The following is a 15,152-nucleotide window of genomic DNA, read 5'->3' as shown; positions in this document are numbered from 1 at the left end:
CGACCCGTCACGCCCGGGCGACGGCGGCCCGGTAGTCGCCGGCGATGCGGGCCGCGACGGCCAGCAGCGGATCGACCAGGCGGGGCAGCTCGCGCACCCGCCTGGAGGAGACGACGATGCCGACGGCCGCGACGGGCCGGTCCCCGACCAGCACCGGCGCGGCCGCCGAGCAGGAGCCGAGCGTCATCTCCTCGTGCGTCGTCGCGTACCCCTGGGCGCGCACCTGGGCCAGCTCGCGGGCCAGCCGGCCCGGCTCGGTGATGGTGTGCGGGGTCGGCCGCTCCAGCGGCCGGGACAGATAGGAGCCGACGAACCAGCCCGGCTCGAAGGCCAGCAGCGCCTTTCCGACGCCGGTCGGGTGCATGGGCAGGCGCGAGCCGGTCCGCGACACGATCGGCACGGCCCGCTTGCCGTACACCTTGTCCACGTAGAGCACCTCGACCCCGTCGCGCACCGCCAGGTGGACGTTCTCCCCGGTGCCGCCGAACAGCTCCTGCAGCCAGGGGTGCGCCACCTCCTGCAGCGGGTCGGGGGCGAGCTGTCCCAGCTCCCACAGGCGGCGGCCGATCTGGTAGCGCCCGTCGGCGCCGCGGCGCAGGGCGCGCCACTCCTCCAGCTCCGCGACGAGCCGGTGGACGGTGCTCAGCGCCATGCCGGTCCGTCCGGCGATCTCCGTGAGCGTGAGCCGCGAGTGGTGGGCGTCGAAGGCGCCGAGGATGTCCAGCACCCGGGAGGTCACGGAACGCCCCAGGTCGCGTGCGCCGCCGGCCATGTGACCCCTTCTTCCACTCAGTAGAAGCAAAGCCTACGCGGGACGGCGGATGCTCCCGATGCTTGACCCATGCGAACTCAGGTCGGGATCATCGGGGCCGGACCGGCCGGCCTGCTGCTCTCCCATCTGCTCCATCTGCGCGGGATCGAGTCCGTGGTGCTCGAACGCCGCAGCAGGGAGTACGTAGAGCGGCGGGTGCGGGCGGGGGTGCTCGAACAGGGCACGGTGGACACACTCGTCGAGGCGGGCGTGGGCGAGCGAATGCAGCGGGAGGGCCTGCCGCACCACGGCATCGAGCTGCGGTACGGCGGAGCGGGCCACCGCATCGCCTTCGAGCGACTGGTGCCCGGCCGCTGCATAACCGTGTACGGCCAGCAGGAGGTCGTCAAGGACCTGATCGCGGCACGGCTGGCGGCCGGGGGCGACGTCCGCTTCGAGGTGAACGACGTGGCGGTGCACGACGCGGCGACCGACCGGCCGTACCTCACCTTCACCGAGGCGGACGGCACGGAGGGGCGGCTGGACTGCGACGTGATCGCGGGGTGCGACGGCTTCCACGGCGTGTCCCGGCCCTCGATTCCCGAGGGCGTGCTGACCGAGTATCGCCGCGACTACCCCTTCGCCTGGCTCGGCATCCTCGCGAAAGTGAAGCCGTCGTCGGAAGAGCTGATCTACGCGCGGACCGAGCGCGGCTTCGCGCTGCACAGCATGCGCTCCCCGGAGATCAGCCGGTTCTACCTCCAGGTGGCGCCCGACGAGGATCTCGCCGCCTGGCCCGACGAGCGGATCTGGGCCGAGCTGCGGGCCCGGCTGGAGACCGTGCCCGGCTTCACCCTCGCGACCGGCGACATCGTCGAAAGAGGGATCACGCCGATGCGCGGCTTCGTGGCCGAGCCCATGCAGTACGGCAGGCTGTTCCTGGCCGGGGACGCGGCCCACATCGTGCCGCCGACCGGCGCGAAGGGGCTCAACCTGGCGGTGGCCGACGTGCGGGTGCTGACCGAGGCGCTGGCGCGCTTGTTCGCCGACGGCTCGACGGAGGCGCTGGACGGCTACTCGCGGGCCTGCCTGCCCCGGGTGTGGCGGGCCCAGCACTTCTCGTGGTGGATGACGACGCTGCTGCACACCTTCGAGTCCGACGACGCCTACGCCCGGCGGCTGCAGACCTCCTACCTCGACTACGTGACGTCCTCGGAGGCGGCAGGGACGACGCTGGCGGAGAACTACGTGGGCCTGCCCTACCAGGAGGAGACATCGTGACGCACCCGCCCTACCTGCACCCGGACTACGCCAGCACGGTCCTGCGGGCGCCGTCCCGGCCGCCGTTGGAGATGAAGGAGGATCCGGAGGCCGCCGAGCTGACCGGCCCGGTCTTCGGCCGCGACGAGGTGGACCCGCTCGACGCCGACCTGACCGCCGGCCACGCGGGCGAGCCGCTCGGCGAGCGCATCATCGTCACCGGGCGGATCCTCGACGCGTCGGGCCGGCCGGTGCCGGACACGCTGGTGGAGATCTGGCAGGCGAACTCCGCCGGCCGGTACGCCCACCAGCGCGACCAGCACCCGGCGCCGCTCGACCCCAACTTCACCGGCGCGGGCCGGTGCCTGACCGACGACGAGGGCCGCTACCGGTTCGTGACGATCAAGCCGGGGGCATATCCCTGGCGCAACCACCCGAACGCCTGGCGGCCCGCGCACATCCACTTCTCGATCTTCGGCACGGCGTTCACCCAGCGCCTGGTGACGCAGATGTACTTCCCCGGCGACCCGCTGTTCGCCTTCGACCCGATCTTCCGGTCCATCCCCGATCCGGCCGCCCGCGAGCGGCTCGTCTCCACGTTCGACCTGGAGATCACCGAGCCGGAGTGGGCGCTCGGCTACCGGTGGGACGTGGTGCTCGGCCGTACCCCGATGGAGGACGCGTGACCACCCCTTCGCAGACCGTCGGCCCGTTCTTCGGGTTCGCCCTGCCGTACGCGGCCGACTGGGAGCTCGTCCCCGAGGGCCATCCGGGAGCCGTGACGATCACCGGCCGGGTGTTCGACGGGGCCGGCGAGCCGGTGCCCGACGCCCTGCTGGAGCTGTGGACCGGGGAACCCGGCGATCGGGGCGCCCTGGGCCGCGGCGGGACCGGGATCTCCGGGGGCACTGGGGTCTCCGGCTTCGGGCGATGCGGCACCGCGCCCGACGGCTCCTACCGGTTCCGGCTCGCGCCGCCGTCCCGGCCCTACGCCGCGCTGCTGGTCTTCGCGCGGGGCCTGCTCAAGCCGGTCCGGACCCGCGTCTACCTCGCCGACACGCCCGACCCGCTGCTCGACTCCCTCGACCCGGCCCGCCGCGCCACGTTGCTCGCCCACGCCGAGGGGCAGGACGTCTACCGGTTCGACGTACGGCTGCAGGGCGAGCAGGAGACGGTCTTCCTTGAGTTCTGACGGAGGTGCTGATCGCGGGCTGTTGTCCCCCGTGTGGGCGGGCACGGAGGTGGCGGCGGTCACGGCCGACGACGCCTGGCTGCGGGCGATGCTGGAGGCGGAGGTCTGCCTCGCGCGGGCGCAGGCCCGCCTCGGCGTCGTCCCTGAGCGGGCCGCCGCCGCGATCGCCGAGGCGGCCGGGGCCTTGAGGGGGGAGGACCGCTACGACGCCGCCGGCCTCGCCCGCCGCGCCAGGGACGCGGGCAACCCCGTCGTGCCGCTGGTCGAGGATCTGCGGGCCGCCGCAGGCGAGGCGGGATCCTGGGTGCATCACGGCGCCACCAGTCAGGACATCCTCGACACGGCGGCGATGCTGGTGGCCGCGCGGGCCCGCGAGACGATCCTGCACGACCTCGACCGGGTGCTCGCCGCGCTGGCCCGGCTGGCCGGCGAGCACCGGGACACCCCGATGGCGGGCCGCACGCTCGGGCAGCAGGCGGTGCCCACCACGTTCGGGCTGAAGGCCGCCGGGTGGCTGGCCGGCTGCCGGGACGCGCGCGACCGCCTGGCGGCGGTGCGGCTGCCGGTCCAGCTCGGCGGCGCGGCCGGCACCATGGCCGGATACGGCGAGCGGGCCCTCGACCTGCTGCCGCTGTTCGCGGCCGAGACCGGGCTGGCCGAGCCGGTGCTGCCCTGGCACGCGCTGCGCACGCCCGTGACCGACCTGGCCTGCGCGCTCGCCGCCGTGACAGGCGCGCTGGGCAAGCTCGCCACCGACGTGATCCTGCTGGCGCAGAGCGAGGTGGGCGAGGTCGCCGAGCCCGCCGCGCCAGGCCGGGGCGGCTCGTCGGCGATGGCGCACAAGCGCAACCCGGTGCTCGCCACGATGATCAGGTCGGCGGCGCTGCAGGCGCCCGCGCTCGCGCAGATCCTGCTCGCCTCGCGGGTCGCCGAGCACGAGCGGCCCGCGGGGAGCTGGCACGCCGAGTGGCAGCCGCTGCGCGAGTGCCTGCGCCTGGCCGGCGGCGCGGCCGAGACGGCCGCCGAGCTGGCCGAGGGGCTGGAAGTGTTCCCCGAGCGCATGCGGCACAATCTCGATCATCTGCTCGCCGTGCTGGCCGAGCATGGGGAGGACCCGGGCATCGGGGCGGCGCCCGCCCTCGTCGACCGAGCTCTGCAGCACCACCAGGGAAAGGCACCATGATCCTGCACCATCGTCTCGACGGGCCGCCGGACGCCCCGGTCGTCGTGCTCGGGCCCTCGCTGGGCACGACGCTCGACCTGTGGGAGCCGCAGCTTCCCGCGCTCACCCGCACCTGGCGGGTGCTCCGCTACGACCTGCCCGGCCACGGCGGGTCGCCGTCCGCATCCGGCTTCACGGTGGACGACCTCGCCGCCGGGGTGCTGGCCCTGCTCGACCGGCACGGCCTGGACGCGGTCGCGTACGGCGGGGTGTCGCTGGGCGGGGCCGTCGGGACCACGCTGGCGCTGCGCGCGCAGGACCGGGTCGCGAGCCTGGCCCTGTGCTGCACCTCGGCCCGCTTCGGCACGGCGGAGAGCTGGCGCGAACGTGCCGCTCTGGTCCGCGCGGAGGGCACGAAACCCCTGACCGAGGCGACGAGGAGACGGTGGTTCACGGCGGGCTTCCCCGACGCCGAGCGCTACCTGGACATGCTCCGCGACGCCGACCCCGAGGGGTACGCCTCGTGCTGCGAGGCCCTGGCGGTCTTCGACGTCCGCGACCGGCTCGGCGAGGTCCGCGCGCCCGCTCTGGTGATCGCCGGAGCAGAGGACCCGGCGACCCCGCCCTCGGACGCCGAGGTCCTGGCCCGGGGCATCCCGGACGCCGAGCTGCTGGTCGTGCCGGGGGCCGCCCACCTGGCCACCGCCGAACGCCCGGACGTCGTGAACGAGGCGGTCACGCGGCATCTGACCACCCGCTGGAGGACGGCATGAGCCACGAGGACGGCATGCGGGTGCGCCGCGAGGTGCTGGGCGACGCGCACGTGGACCGGGCGCAGGCGCGGACCACCGAGTTCACCGCGGACTTCCAGGACCTGATCACCCGGTACGCCTGGGGGGAGATCTGGACCCGGCCGGGGCTGGACCGCCGCACCCGCAGCTGCATCACGCTCACCGCCCTGGTGGCGCGCGGGCATCTGGAGGAACTGGCCATGCACGTGCGGGCCGCGCGGCGCAACGGGCTCACGATCGACGAGATCAAGGAGGTGCTGCTGCAGACCGCGATCTACTGCGGGGTGCCCGCCGCCAACGCCGCGTTCGCCGTCGCCCAGCGGGTGCTGGCGGAGGACCCGGGCGAGGACGCCGCATGACGTTCCTCGTGGTCGGCGAGAGCCTGGTCGACCTGATCGGCACGCCGGGATCGTGGACCTTCACCGCCGTGCCGGGCGGCAGCCCGCTCAACGTCGCGGTGGCGCTGGCCGCGCTGGGCAGGCCCGTACGGTTCGCCGGGGAGACCGGGGACGACTTCTTCGGCTGCCTGCTGCGCGACCACCTGACCCGCCACGGGATCGGGACCGGCGACCTCGCCCCGGCGGCGGCGACCGGCCTGGCCTTCGCCCGGGTCGGCGCGGACGGCTCGGCCTCCTACGACTTCCGTTTCGACTGGCGCTTCTGCGCCCCGGTCGCGCTCGACGGGGTGACCTGCCTGCACACCGGCTCCCTGGCCGTGCTCGCAGGACCGGGCGCCGCGCACGTGCGGGACGTGATGCGGGCCGCCGCCGAGGCGGGCATCACGGTGTCCTACGACCCGAACATCCGGCCGTCCCTCATCGGCGACCGGGCGCGCGCCCTGGCCCACGTCGAGGAGTGCGTACGGCTCGCGCGCCTGGTCAAGGTGAGCGCCGAGGACCTCGACTGGCTCTACCCGAGCGAGCCCTTCCTCGACGTGGCGCGGCGATGGGCCGGCCTGGGCCCGGGTCTCGTGGTGGTCACCCGGGGCGGCGACGGCGCCGCGGCGGTGCTGGACGACGAGGTGATCACCTGCCCGGCCCCGGCGGTCGAGGTGGTGGACACGGTCGGCGCGGGCGACACCTTCACCGCCGCCTACCTCGACGCGCTCGACGGCGCCCGTCTGAGCGCCGATCGCGTGGCGGAGGCGCTGCGGCGCGGCTGCGCCGCGGCCGCGATCGTCTGCACCCGCGCCGGCGCGGTCCCGCCGACCCGGGAGGAGGTGAAGTCCTTCTCCCTGGGTACGGGTGCCTCACGAGCCGAGGAGGGACCTGAATGATCGAAATCATCCCAGTCGAGACCCCCTCCCTGGGCGACCGCAGCTACCTCGTCGCCGACGGGGAGGTCGCCTTCGTGGTGGACCCGCAGCGGGACATCGACCGGGTGCTCCGCCTGGCCGAGCGGCGCGGTGTCGAGATCCGCCACGTCTTCGAGACCCACGTGCACAACGACTACGTGACCGGCGGGCCCGCCCTGGCCTCGGCCACCGGCGCGGACTACCACGTCAACGCGGCCGACCCCGTGGCGTTCGACCGGAGCCCGGTCGAGGACGGGGACGTGGTCGAGGCCGGCCCGCGAACGCGCCTGCGCGCCGTCGCCACCCCCGGCCACACCTTCACCCACCTGTCGTACGTGCTGGAGTCCCCGGACCGGCCGCCCGCCGTCTTCACCGGAGGCTCGCTGCTGCACGGCACGACCGGGCGGCCCGACCTGCTCGGCCCCGAGCACACCGGCACGCTGGTGCGCGCCCAGTACGCCTCGGCGCACCGGCTGGCCCGCGAACTTCCCGCCGAGACCGGCGTCTTCCCCACCCACGGGTTCGGCAGCTTCTGCTCGGCCACCCAGTCGGAGGTCACCGAGTCGACGATCGGCAGGGAGCGGCGGGTCAACCCGGTCCTGACCCGGGGCGAGGACGAGTACGTGGAGTCGCTGCTGGCGGGCCTGGACGTCTACCCGGCGTACTACGCCCACATGGCCCCGCTCAACCAGGCCGGGCCGGACGCGCCCGACCTGTCCGCGCCGCGCCACGCGGACGCCGCCGAGCTGCGCCGCCGCCTCCGGGCGGGCGAGTGGGTGGTGGACCTGCGGTCCCGTACGGCGTTCGCGGAGGGTTACCTGGCGGGGACGCTCAACTTCGGGCTGGACGGGAACCTCGCCGTCTATCTGGGCTGGCTGATTCCCTGGAGCTCGTCGGGAACACCGCGAACGCCCGTGACCCTGCTCGGCGAGACGCCCGGGGACATCGCGCGGGCCCAGCGCGAGCTGGCGCGGATCGGCATCGACCGCCCGGCCGCGGCCGCCACCGGAGGGCCCGCCGAATGGACCGGCGACGACAAGCCCGCGTCCATGCCGACGGCGACGTTCGCCGACCTGGCCGCCGTGCGCCGCCGCCGCCCGATCGTGGTCCTCGACGTGCGCCGCGAGGTGGAGTGGCGCGAGTCGCACGTCCCCGGCGCGATCCACATCCCGCTGCACGAGCTGCCCGCGCGGCTGGACGAGGTGCCCGGCGGCGAGGTGTGGACGCACTGCGCGAGCGGCTACCGGGCGTCCATCGCCGCCTCGATCCTGGCCGCCGCCGGGCGGGACGTGGTGGCCGTGCACGACGAGTACGACGCCCGGGCCGCCGCCGCGTGAATCACCCCAGCGCGAGCACCGCGATGACCGTGCGGGCGGCCTGCCCGCCCTCCTCCTCGGCGATCGCCAGGGCGGTCGCGACGTCCAGGTCGTCCAGCAGCGCGCGCACCGCCGCCCGCTCCCCCGCCGCCGAGGCCGCGGGCCGCCCGGCCGCGGTTCGGTAGGCAGCACGGTGCAACCGCTCCAGCCGGGCCGCGGCCTCCTCCAGGCCGCCGGGGTGGTAGTCCCAGTCGGCCGCCCACGGGTGGTCGAGCAGCAGCAGGCGCACGGCGCCGACCGGGTGGTGCCGCAGCAGGTCGGTGGTGAAGACGAGGTTGCCCGCCGACTTGGCCATCTTGGCGCCGTCCACGCGGACCACCCCCACATGCAGCCAGGCGCGGGCGAACGGCCGCACCCCGGTCACCGCCTCGGCCATCGCGGCCTCGTAGGCGTGGTGCGGGAAACGCAGATCGGCGCCGCCCGCGTGCAGGTCGAGGGCCGGCCCGTACGTCGTCATCGCCATGGCGGCGCACTCGGCGTGCCAGCCCGGCCGTCCCTCGCCCCACTCGCTCGGCCAGCCCGGCTCTCCCTTCGCCGACGGCCGCCAGATCGCGACGTCCGCCGGGTCGTCCCTGCGCGGGTCGGCCCCGCCGGAAACGGGGTCGTCTCCGAACTCGGCCAGCAGGCGGGCCGCCTCCTCGGCGTCGATCCCCGCCCGCTCGCGCACGCCCGAGCCCCGGAAGTACACCGCGCCGTCCCGCTCGTACGCGTGGCCCAGCTCCAGCAGGGCGCGGGCGAGCGCGACGACCTGCGGCACATAGGTGTGCGCCCGCGGCTCGTACGTCACCGGGTGCACGTGCAACGCGGCCATGTCCCGGTCGAAGTAGAACTGCTGCACGGCGGCGAAGCTGTCGTAGGGGCTGCCGGCCCGGCGCGCCGCCGAGGTCAGCACGTCGTCCACGTCGGTGACGTTGCGGCACACCTCGACGGGCACGCCGGCGTGCCGCAGCACCCGCGCCGCCACGTCGGCCCACACGAACGTCCTGGCGTGGCCGAGATGGGTCGTGTCGTAGGGCGTGATCCCGCACACGTACATCCGGGCGCGGCCCACCACGGGCAGCGGCCGCCGGCCGATCGTCAGCATGTAACCCCCTTCATCCCGGGCGGAGGAACTCCCGCAGCCGATCCAGTGGCCACGTGTTGACTACCCGGTCGGGGGTGAGCCAGCCGCGCTGCGCGGTGCCGACGCCGTATCGCATGACGTCGAGGTGCGGCACGGCGTGCGCGTCGCTGTCGATCGAGAACAGCACGCCCCGGTCGGCGGCCCGCCGGACGAGGCCCGAGGGCAGGTCGAGCCGGTCGGGGAAGGAGTCGATCTCGAGCGCCGTCCCGGTGCGGACGCAGGCGTCGAACACCCTCGGCCAGTCGGCGTCCACCGGCTCCCGCCTGCCGATCACCCGCGCCGTCGGATGGCCGATGATCTTCACGTACGGGTTCTCGCAGGCCCGGATCAGCCGCCGGGTCATCTCTTCCGGCGACTGGGTGAAGTGCGAGTGCACCGAGGCCACGCACAGGTCGAACCCGGCCAGGAACTCCGGCGGCCAGTCGACCTCGCCCTCCGGGTCGATGTTGAGCTCGCATCCGTGCAGCAGCGTCATGCCGGGGTGCACGGCGCCGAGGCGGCGCAGCCGCTCGCGCTGGTCCAGCGCCTTCTCGTCGGTCATCCGCTGCATGTAGAGGTTGGGCGCGTGGTCGGTCACCGCGTAGTAGCCGTAGCCGCGCGCCGCGGCCGCCTCGACCATCTCCTCCAGCGGCGCGAGCCCGTCGGTCAGGTCGGTGTGGGTGTGCAGGTCGCCGCGGATGTCGGCCAGGGTCACCACCCGGGGCAGCCCCTCGCCCAGCGCGGCCTCGATCTCCCCGGTGTCCTCGCGCAGCGTCGGCTCGATCCACGGCAGGCCGAGCATGCCGTACACCTCCGCCTCGTCCGCCGAGGTGATCTTCTCGCCGGTCGCCACGTCGAACACGCCGTACTCCGACAGCTTCAGCTTCCGGTGCACGGCGATCTCCCGGGTGCGGATGTTGTGCGCCTTCGACCCGGTGAAGTACTGCAGCGCGGCCCCCCAAGAGTCCCTCGGCACCACCCGCAGGTCGACCTGAAGCCCCGCGGCCGTGCGGACCGAGCTCTTCGTCTCGCCGTGCGCGATCACCTCGGTGACGTACGGCAGCGTGGTGAAGGCCGCCATCAGAGCGGCCGAGTCGTCGGCCGTGGCCAGGACGTCGACGTCGCCGATCGTGTCCTTCATCCGCCGCAGCGACCCGGCGTACGCGCACCGCTCGCAGCCCGGCACGGCCGAGAGCGCGGGCACGACCTCCTCGGCGACCGCCATCGCGATCCCGATGTGCACCCGGCTGCCGGTCTTGCGCATCACCTCGATGCCGTGGAGCAGGTTCTCCTCGGTCTTCGCCCCGAACCCGTGCAGCCCCTCCAGGACCCCGGCACGGATGGCGTCCTCCAGCTTCTCGATCGAGTCGACGCCCCGCTCGTGATACAGGACCATGGCCTTCTTCGGCCCGAGCGTGGGGATCGTGGTCAGCAGGCGCACCCCGGCGGGGATCTTCGTCCGCAGCTCCTCCAGCTGGTGGATCGACCCGGTCCGCAGGTATTCGTCGATCTTCGCGGCGATCGAGGCGCCGACGTTCGGGATCGCCCGCAGGGCCGTCACGTCCATGCCGTCGATCTCCTGGCCGTACCCGCCGACCGACCGGGCCGCCTTCTCGTAGACCCGCACCTTGAACGCGTCGCCCCCGGTGATCGCGATCAGGTCGGCGTACTCCTGCAGCAGCCCGGCGACCTCCTCGTTGCAGCGTCTCATCTCACCTCGCACCCCCACGCCAGGTTGCGACGCGCCCCGGGACCCTCTCCAGGTGCCGAGGTCCCGGTTCGGTGTGACCGAAGACCCTGCACGTGGGCGGGCGACGACGGGTCCTTGAAGGTGCGGGCCCAGCACCTGATGCTGGTCGGAGAGGCGCACTAGCTCTGGGCCATTCGTACTGCCGGGAAGGCGACATCCCACCCTGCCCGCTCCGGCCGGAAGCCGACCATAATGGCGGCCATGGCGGAGGCGGCGGCGCGGATGGGGGCGGACGAGTGCGAGCCCGGGGCTGCCCGGCCGGGCCGTTTCCGGCCGCGGCTCCCCACACGGCTGCCGGTCCGGTTGCTCGTCCCCGCGCTCGGGCTGACCGTCCTCCTGCTGATCGCGCCGGCCACCGTCGCGGCGTCGGCGGATCCCGCCTGGCCCGCCTGCGTCCTGGTGGCCGCCGCGGGGGTGTCGTTCGCGGGAGCCGTGCTGACCGCCCGCCGGGGTCGTCCGGACGTACGGCCTCTGCCTGTGGCGTTCGTCGCGCTGCTCGCGGCGGTCACGGTCACGGCGCCCCTGGCCTACAGAACGGACGGGTGGCAGACGCTGTTCTCCCTGCTCGCCGTGGCCGTGGCTCTCGTGCTCCCGGTCCGCGCCGCGCCCCCGCTCGTCGCCGTCACGGCCGCGCTGGCCGCGATCATCCCGGTCCACGGGGGCTCGTTCGGCGAGGCGCTGTGGGGCGCGGCGCTGACCACCCTGCTCGCCGGGATCACGACGTACGGCTTCCGCAGGATGGCCGAGGTGATCGAGGAACTCGGCCGGACCAGGGAGAAGCTGGCCGTCGCCGCGGTCTCGGCCGAGCGCCTGCGCTTCTCGCGCGACCTGCACGACCTGCTCGGCCACACGCTCTCGATGGTGGTCGTCAAGGCCGAGGCCGTACGGCGGCTGGCCCCGCGCGACACGGACGCGGCCGTGCGGCACGCGGCGGACATCGAGGCCATCGGGCGGCAGGCACTGACCGAGGTGCGCGAGGCGGTCACCGGTTACCGGGACGCGAGCCTCGCCTTCGAACTGGACAGCGCCAGGGCGGCCCTGGCCGCGGCCGGCGTCGACTGCGTGGTGAAGGAGTCGGGGCCCGCGCTGTCGCGGGAGACCGACCTGCTGCTGAGCTGGGTCGTCCGGGAGGGAGTCACGAACGTCGTGCGGCATTCCGGCGCCCGGCGCTGCGTCATCACGCTGCGCCGCGACCGCGACCCGGTGCTGGTCGAGATCAGCGACGACGGGACCGGCGGCGCTGTGGGCGAGGAGGACGGCAGCGGCCTGCGCGGACTGCGCGAGCGCCTGGCCGTCGCGGGCGGGCGGCTGACCGCCGCCCGCCTGCCGCGCGGGTTCGTCCTCACCGCCGAGATCCCGCACGCGGGCGTGGACGACGACCGGGAGGACGGCCTGTGACCCGCGTGCTGATCGCCGAGGACCAGACGATGATGCGCGACGCGCTCACCGTGCTGCTCGACCTGGAGGACGACTTCGAGGTCGTCGCGCAGGTCGCGACGGCGGGCGAGATCGTTCCCGCCGCGCTGCGGGCCAAGCCCGACGTGGCTCTGCTCGACATCGAGATGCCCGGCGGCAGCGGGCTCGACGCGACCGCGGACCTGCGGGCCGCCCTCCCGGAGTGCGTGGTGGTCATCGTCACGACGTTCGGACGGCCCGGTTATCTGCGCCGGGCGCTGGACGCGGGCGCCCGGGGCTTCGTGGTCAAGGACCGGCCCGTGGGCGAGCTGGCCCAGGCGATCAGGCGCGTGCTCGCGGGCGAGGTCGTGGTCGACCCCGCCCTGGCCACGGCCGCCCTGAGCGCCGGGCCGAACCCGCTGACGCCGCGCGAGCGCGACGTGCTCGCCGCCGCCGCCGACGGCTCCACCGCCGCCGACATCTCACAGCGCCTCTACCTGTCGGAGAGCACCGTACGCAACCACCTGTCGGCGTGCATCACCAAGACCGGCACCCGCAACCGCATGGAGGCCGTCCGGGTCGCCCGCCACAACGGCTGGCTCTGAGCGGCGCGTTCCTCAACGGCTGAGGTACTCCTCGCCGAGGGCGCGCAGGCGGGCGTGCGCGGAGTCGTACACGTCCGGGTCGCCCAGGTACGCCTTCGGCAGCTTGGCCACCATCGTGTAGTTGGTGTCGCAGACGTTGCCGACCGGGGCCTCCCCGCCCTGGCTGACGAGCTGGTAGGCGTCAAGCTCGTCGAGCCCGGTGAGGGAGGCGGTCCAGGTGACCAGGTCGTGCTGGCTGATGCGGTAGGCGTCCTCCAGCGGCCGGGCCGAGCCGGTCGACATGATGTGGCGGTCGTCCTCGAGCCGGGGCCACGGCGTGACGACGCCCTTGATCAGCTCGACGGCCACGACGGTGTTCATCGCCGCCTCGACGGCGGTGCCGCAGACCTCGCCGTGGCCTTGGCGGCAGTGGCCGTCGCCGATCGCGAACAGCGCGCCGGGAACGTTGACGCCCAGGTAGACCGTGACCCCGGCGCGCAGCTCGGGGGTGTCCATGTTGCCGCCGTGGGCGTCCGGCGTGATGGTCATCCGCGCCTCGGCCGCGGCCGGGGCGACGCCCACGGTCCCGTGCATCGGGTCGAGCGGCATCTCGACGGCGAAGTCGCCCCGCCGGGCCCGGTAGCGCACGGTCCGCCGCTCGGCGTCCACCTCGTACATCCACACGGCCTCCTCCAGCGGAGGCTGCAGCGTCGCGGTGGTGTGCGTGCTCGTCAGCGCCCCGAAGTGCGGGAACGTCGTGGAGACCGCCCAGTCGCGGGCGGGCTCGATGGAGACGAAGTGGAGGGCCAGGGTGTCGCCGGGCTCGGCCCCCTCGACGTGGAACGGGCCGGTGACCGGATTCAGATAGGGGAACTCGCAGACCTGCGACGGCAGGTCGCCGGTGCCGCGCACCCGGCCGCCGAAACAGTCCTCGGTGTACAGCTCCAGCACCGCGCCGGGGGTGACGGACTCGACGGCCGGGCGGCCGCCGAAGGTGTACGACAGGTCGTCGGGACGGGGACGGTAGGACACGACGTTCACTCGTTGGCCTCCGGAGTGACGGCGGACAGGGTGGGGCGCCGGCCCATCAGGTAGGAGCCGACGAGGATCACGACGCCGATGGCCAGCCAGACGAAGCCGAGCACCTGGGCGGCGATGCTGGCGTTGATCACGACGTAGAGCAGGATCAGGAAGCCGATCGCGGGGGCCACGAGATGCCGCCACCAGTCACGGCTGCGGTTGCGGACCACGTAGTGGACGACGACCGACACGTGCAGGGCGAGGAACGCGGTCATCGCGCCGAAGTTGACCAGCGTGCCGAGCAGCGTGATGCCGTCGTCGCGCGCGCTCATGTACAGGCCGAGGACCAGGGACACCGCGGCCACCAGGAACGTGGCGTTGACCGGCACCTTGTGCTTGGGGTGCACCTTGCCGAGGAACGCCGGGAGCTGGCGGTCGCGGGCCATCGCGAACAGCAGGCGGGAGGTGGCCGCCTGGGCGACCAGGGAGTTCGCGAACCCCCATGCCACGGCGGTGGCGACCGCGGTCAGCACGCTCAGCCAGTGGCCTCCGGCGTACTCGGCGGTGTCGTAGAACGCGGTGCCGGCGGGGTCGCCCTTCGTGAGCAGGTCGGCGCGGTTGGGGGCGAGCAGCGCCGCCACCCAGGTCTGCACGACGAACAGCGCGCCGGCCAGGGCGAGGGCGAAGACCATCGAGCGGCCGAGCCGGCGGGTGCTCTCGCGGCTCTCCTCGGCGAGCATCGAGATGCCGTCGAATCCGAGGAACGACAGCACCGCCACGGACACGGCGCCGAACGCCAGTGGCCAGGAGAACGTCGAGGAGTCGAACAGCGGGCTGAGCGCGGCGCCGTGGCCCTTGCCCTGGGCCAGAGCCACGATCCCGACGATCAGGAAGATCGCCAGCACGATCAGCTCGGCGACCAACATGATCTTGTTCATCCGGGCGGTCATCTCGATGCCGAGGTAGTTGACCACCGTGTTGAGCACGATGAAGCCGATCAGCCACACCCAGATCGGCACGCCGGGCACGAACGACGTCATGGCGGCGCTGGCCACCAGGTAGAGCAGGGCCGGGACGAGGACGTAGTCGAGCAGGATCACCCAGCCCGCGAGGAAGCCGACCGGGGCGGCGATGCCCCGGCCCGCGTACGTGTAGACCGAGCCCGCCATCGGGAACGCGCGGGCCATCTGGGCGTACGACAGGGCGGTGAACGCCATCGCGACCATGCCGATCACGTAGGCGAGCGCCACCATCCCGCCGGACGACTGGAAGACGCTGCCGAAGATGCCGAACGGCGCGATCGGCACCATGAAGATCAAACCATAGATGAGCAGGTCGGCGAAGCCGAGCGAGCGCCGCAGCTCCTGCTGATAACCGAAGCGCTCGACGCCGGGCGCCTCTGACTGTGGGGAGGACATGGATCCGCTCCTAAACGCACGGGGGCAGAGCCGTACGATAGGGGCATTCCTTGAAAA

General features: G+C 73.6%; 15 protein-coding genes. 10 read left to right on the top strand and 5 right to left on the bottom strand.

The window, feature by feature from the left end; all coding sequences use genetic code 11:
• Positions 1-7: 7 nt before the first annotated feature.
• The gene (locus tag FH610_RS01160; protein ID WP_139572259.1) at positions 8-772 is read right to left on the bottom strand and encodes an IclR family transcriptional regulator; all 765 of its coding nucleotides are present in this window, start codon (positions 770-772) and stop codon (positions 8-10) included.
• A gap of 69 nt (positions 773-841) precedes the next feature.
• Here FH610_RS01160 and pobA point away from each other — a divergent pair, with 69 nt between their 5' ends.
• The 8 genes from pobA to FH610_RS01120 are packed head-to-tail and all read left to right on the top strand — an operon-like array spanning position 842 to position 7,787.
• Positions 842-2,032, top strand: coding sequence for a 4-hydroxybenzoate 3-monooxygenase (pobA, locus tag FH610_RS01155; protein WP_139572258.1), 1,191 nt, complete (start codon positions 842-844; stop codon positions 2,030-2,032).
• Positions 2,029-2,697, top strand: a complete 669-nt coding sequence (pcaH, locus tag FH610_RS01150; RefSeq protein ID WP_310739233.1) for a protocatechuate 3,4-dioxygenase subunit beta — start codon at positions 2,029-2,031, stop codon at positions 2,695-2,697. Before pobA ends, pcaH begins: the two co-directional genes overlap by 4 nt.
• Positions 2,694-3,203, top strand: a complete 510-nt coding sequence (locus tag FH610_RS01145) for a peptidase associated/transthyretin-like domain-containing protein (RefSeq protein WP_139572257.1) — start codon at positions 2,694-2,696, stop codon at positions 3,201-3,203. The genes pcaH and FH610_RS01145 overlap by 4 nt, the downstream gene beginning before the upstream one ends.
• Positions 3,193-4,386 (top strand): 3-carboxy-cis,cis-muconate cycloisomerase, encoded by a 1,194-nt coding sequence (gene pcaB, locus FH610_RS01140; RefSeq protein ID WP_139572256.1) that lies wholly within the window; start codon positions 3,193-3,195, stop codon positions 4,384-4,386. Before FH610_RS01145 ends, pcaB begins: the two co-directional genes overlap by 11 nt.
• Complete coding sequence (gene pcaD / locus FH610_RS01135) at positions 4,383-5,138, top strand: 3-oxoadipate enol-lactonase (protein WP_139572255.1); 756 nt, start codon at positions 4,383-4,385, stop codon at positions 5,136-5,138. The genes pcaB and pcaD overlap by 4 nt, the downstream gene beginning before the upstream one ends.
• Entirely contained in the window at positions 5,135-5,515 is a 381-nt protein-coding gene (gene pcaC, locus FH610_RS45435; RefSeq protein WP_139572254.1) for a 4-carboxymuconolactone decarboxylase, read from the top strand. The genes pcaD and pcaC overlap by 4 nt, the downstream gene beginning before the upstream one ends.
• Entirely contained in the window at positions 5,512-6,432 is a 921-nt protein-coding gene (locus FH610_RS01125) for a carbohydrate kinase family protein (protein WP_139572253.1), read from the top strand. The genes pcaC and FH610_RS01125 overlap by 4 nt, the downstream gene beginning before the upstream one ends.
• Positions 6,429-7,787: an MBL fold metallo-hydrolase gene (locus FH610_RS01120; RefSeq protein ID WP_139572252.1), complete on the top strand. Its 1,359-nt coding sequence runs from the start codon at positions 6,429-6,431 to the stop codon at positions 7,785-7,787. Before FH610_RS01125 ends, FH610_RS01120 begins: the two co-directional genes overlap by 4 nt.
• 1 nt (position 7,788) lies before the next feature.
• On the opposite strand, the gene FH610_RS01115 is transcribed toward FH610_RS01120, so the two are convergent.
• Both FH610_RS01115 and polX read right to left on the bottom strand, forming a co-directional pair.
• Positions 7,789-8,910, bottom strand: coding sequence for a class I tRNA ligase family protein (locus tag FH610_RS01115; RefSeq protein WP_139572251.1), 1,122 nt, complete (start codon positions 8,908-8,910; stop codon positions 7,789-7,791).
• A gap of 10 nt (positions 8,911-8,920) precedes the next feature.
• The gene (polX, locus tag FH610_RS01110) at positions 8,921-10,639 is read right to left on the bottom strand and encodes a DNA polymerase/3'-5' exonuclease PolX (RefSeq protein ID WP_139572250.1); all 1,719 of its coding nucleotides are present in this window, start codon (positions 10,637-10,639) and stop codon (positions 8,921-8,923) included.
• Between the two features lie 240 nt (positions 10,640-10,879).
• Here polX and FH610_RS01105 point away from each other — a divergent pair, with 240 nt between their 5' ends.
• Positions 10,880-12,076: a sensor histidine kinase gene (locus tag FH610_RS01105; protein WP_205825443.1), complete on the top strand. Its 1,197-nt coding sequence runs from the start codon at positions 10,880-10,882 to the stop codon at positions 12,074-12,076.
• Entirely contained in the window at positions 12,073-12,678 is a 606-nt protein-coding gene (locus FH610_RS01100) for a response regulator transcription factor (RefSeq protein WP_139572249.1), read from the top strand. The genes FH610_RS01105 and FH610_RS01100 overlap by 4 nt, the downstream gene beginning before the upstream one ends.
• Before the next feature lie 12 nt (positions 12,679-12,690).
• Here FH610_RS01100 and FH610_RS01095 read toward each other — a convergent pair whose 3' ends face one another.
• Together FH610_RS01095 and FH610_RS01090 are read right to left on the bottom strand one after the other, a co-directional pair.
• On the bottom strand, positions 12,691-13,698 hold the full coding sequence (locus FH610_RS01095; protein ID WP_139572248.1) for an acetamidase/formamidase family protein: 1,008 nt from the start codon (positions 13,696-13,698) through the stop codon (positions 12,691-12,693).
• Positions 13,695-15,095 (bottom strand): APC family permease, encoded by a 1,401-nt coding sequence (locus FH610_RS01090; protein WP_139572247.1) that lies wholly within the window; start codon positions 15,093-15,095, stop codon positions 13,695-13,697. Before FH610_RS01090 ends, FH610_RS01095 begins: the two co-directional genes overlap by 4 nt.
• Positions 15,096-15,152: the final 57 nt, after the last annotated feature.

Origin of the sequence: Microbispora catharanthi (assembly GCF_006334915.2) — a bacterium.
GTDB classification, from domain to species: Bacteria; Actinomycetota; Actinomycetes; order Streptosporangiales; family Streptosporangiaceae; genus Microbispora; species Microbispora catharanthi.
The sequence above is the reverse complement of the archived record's forward strand: the minus strand, read 5'-3'. Positions and strand labels throughout refer to the sequence as shown.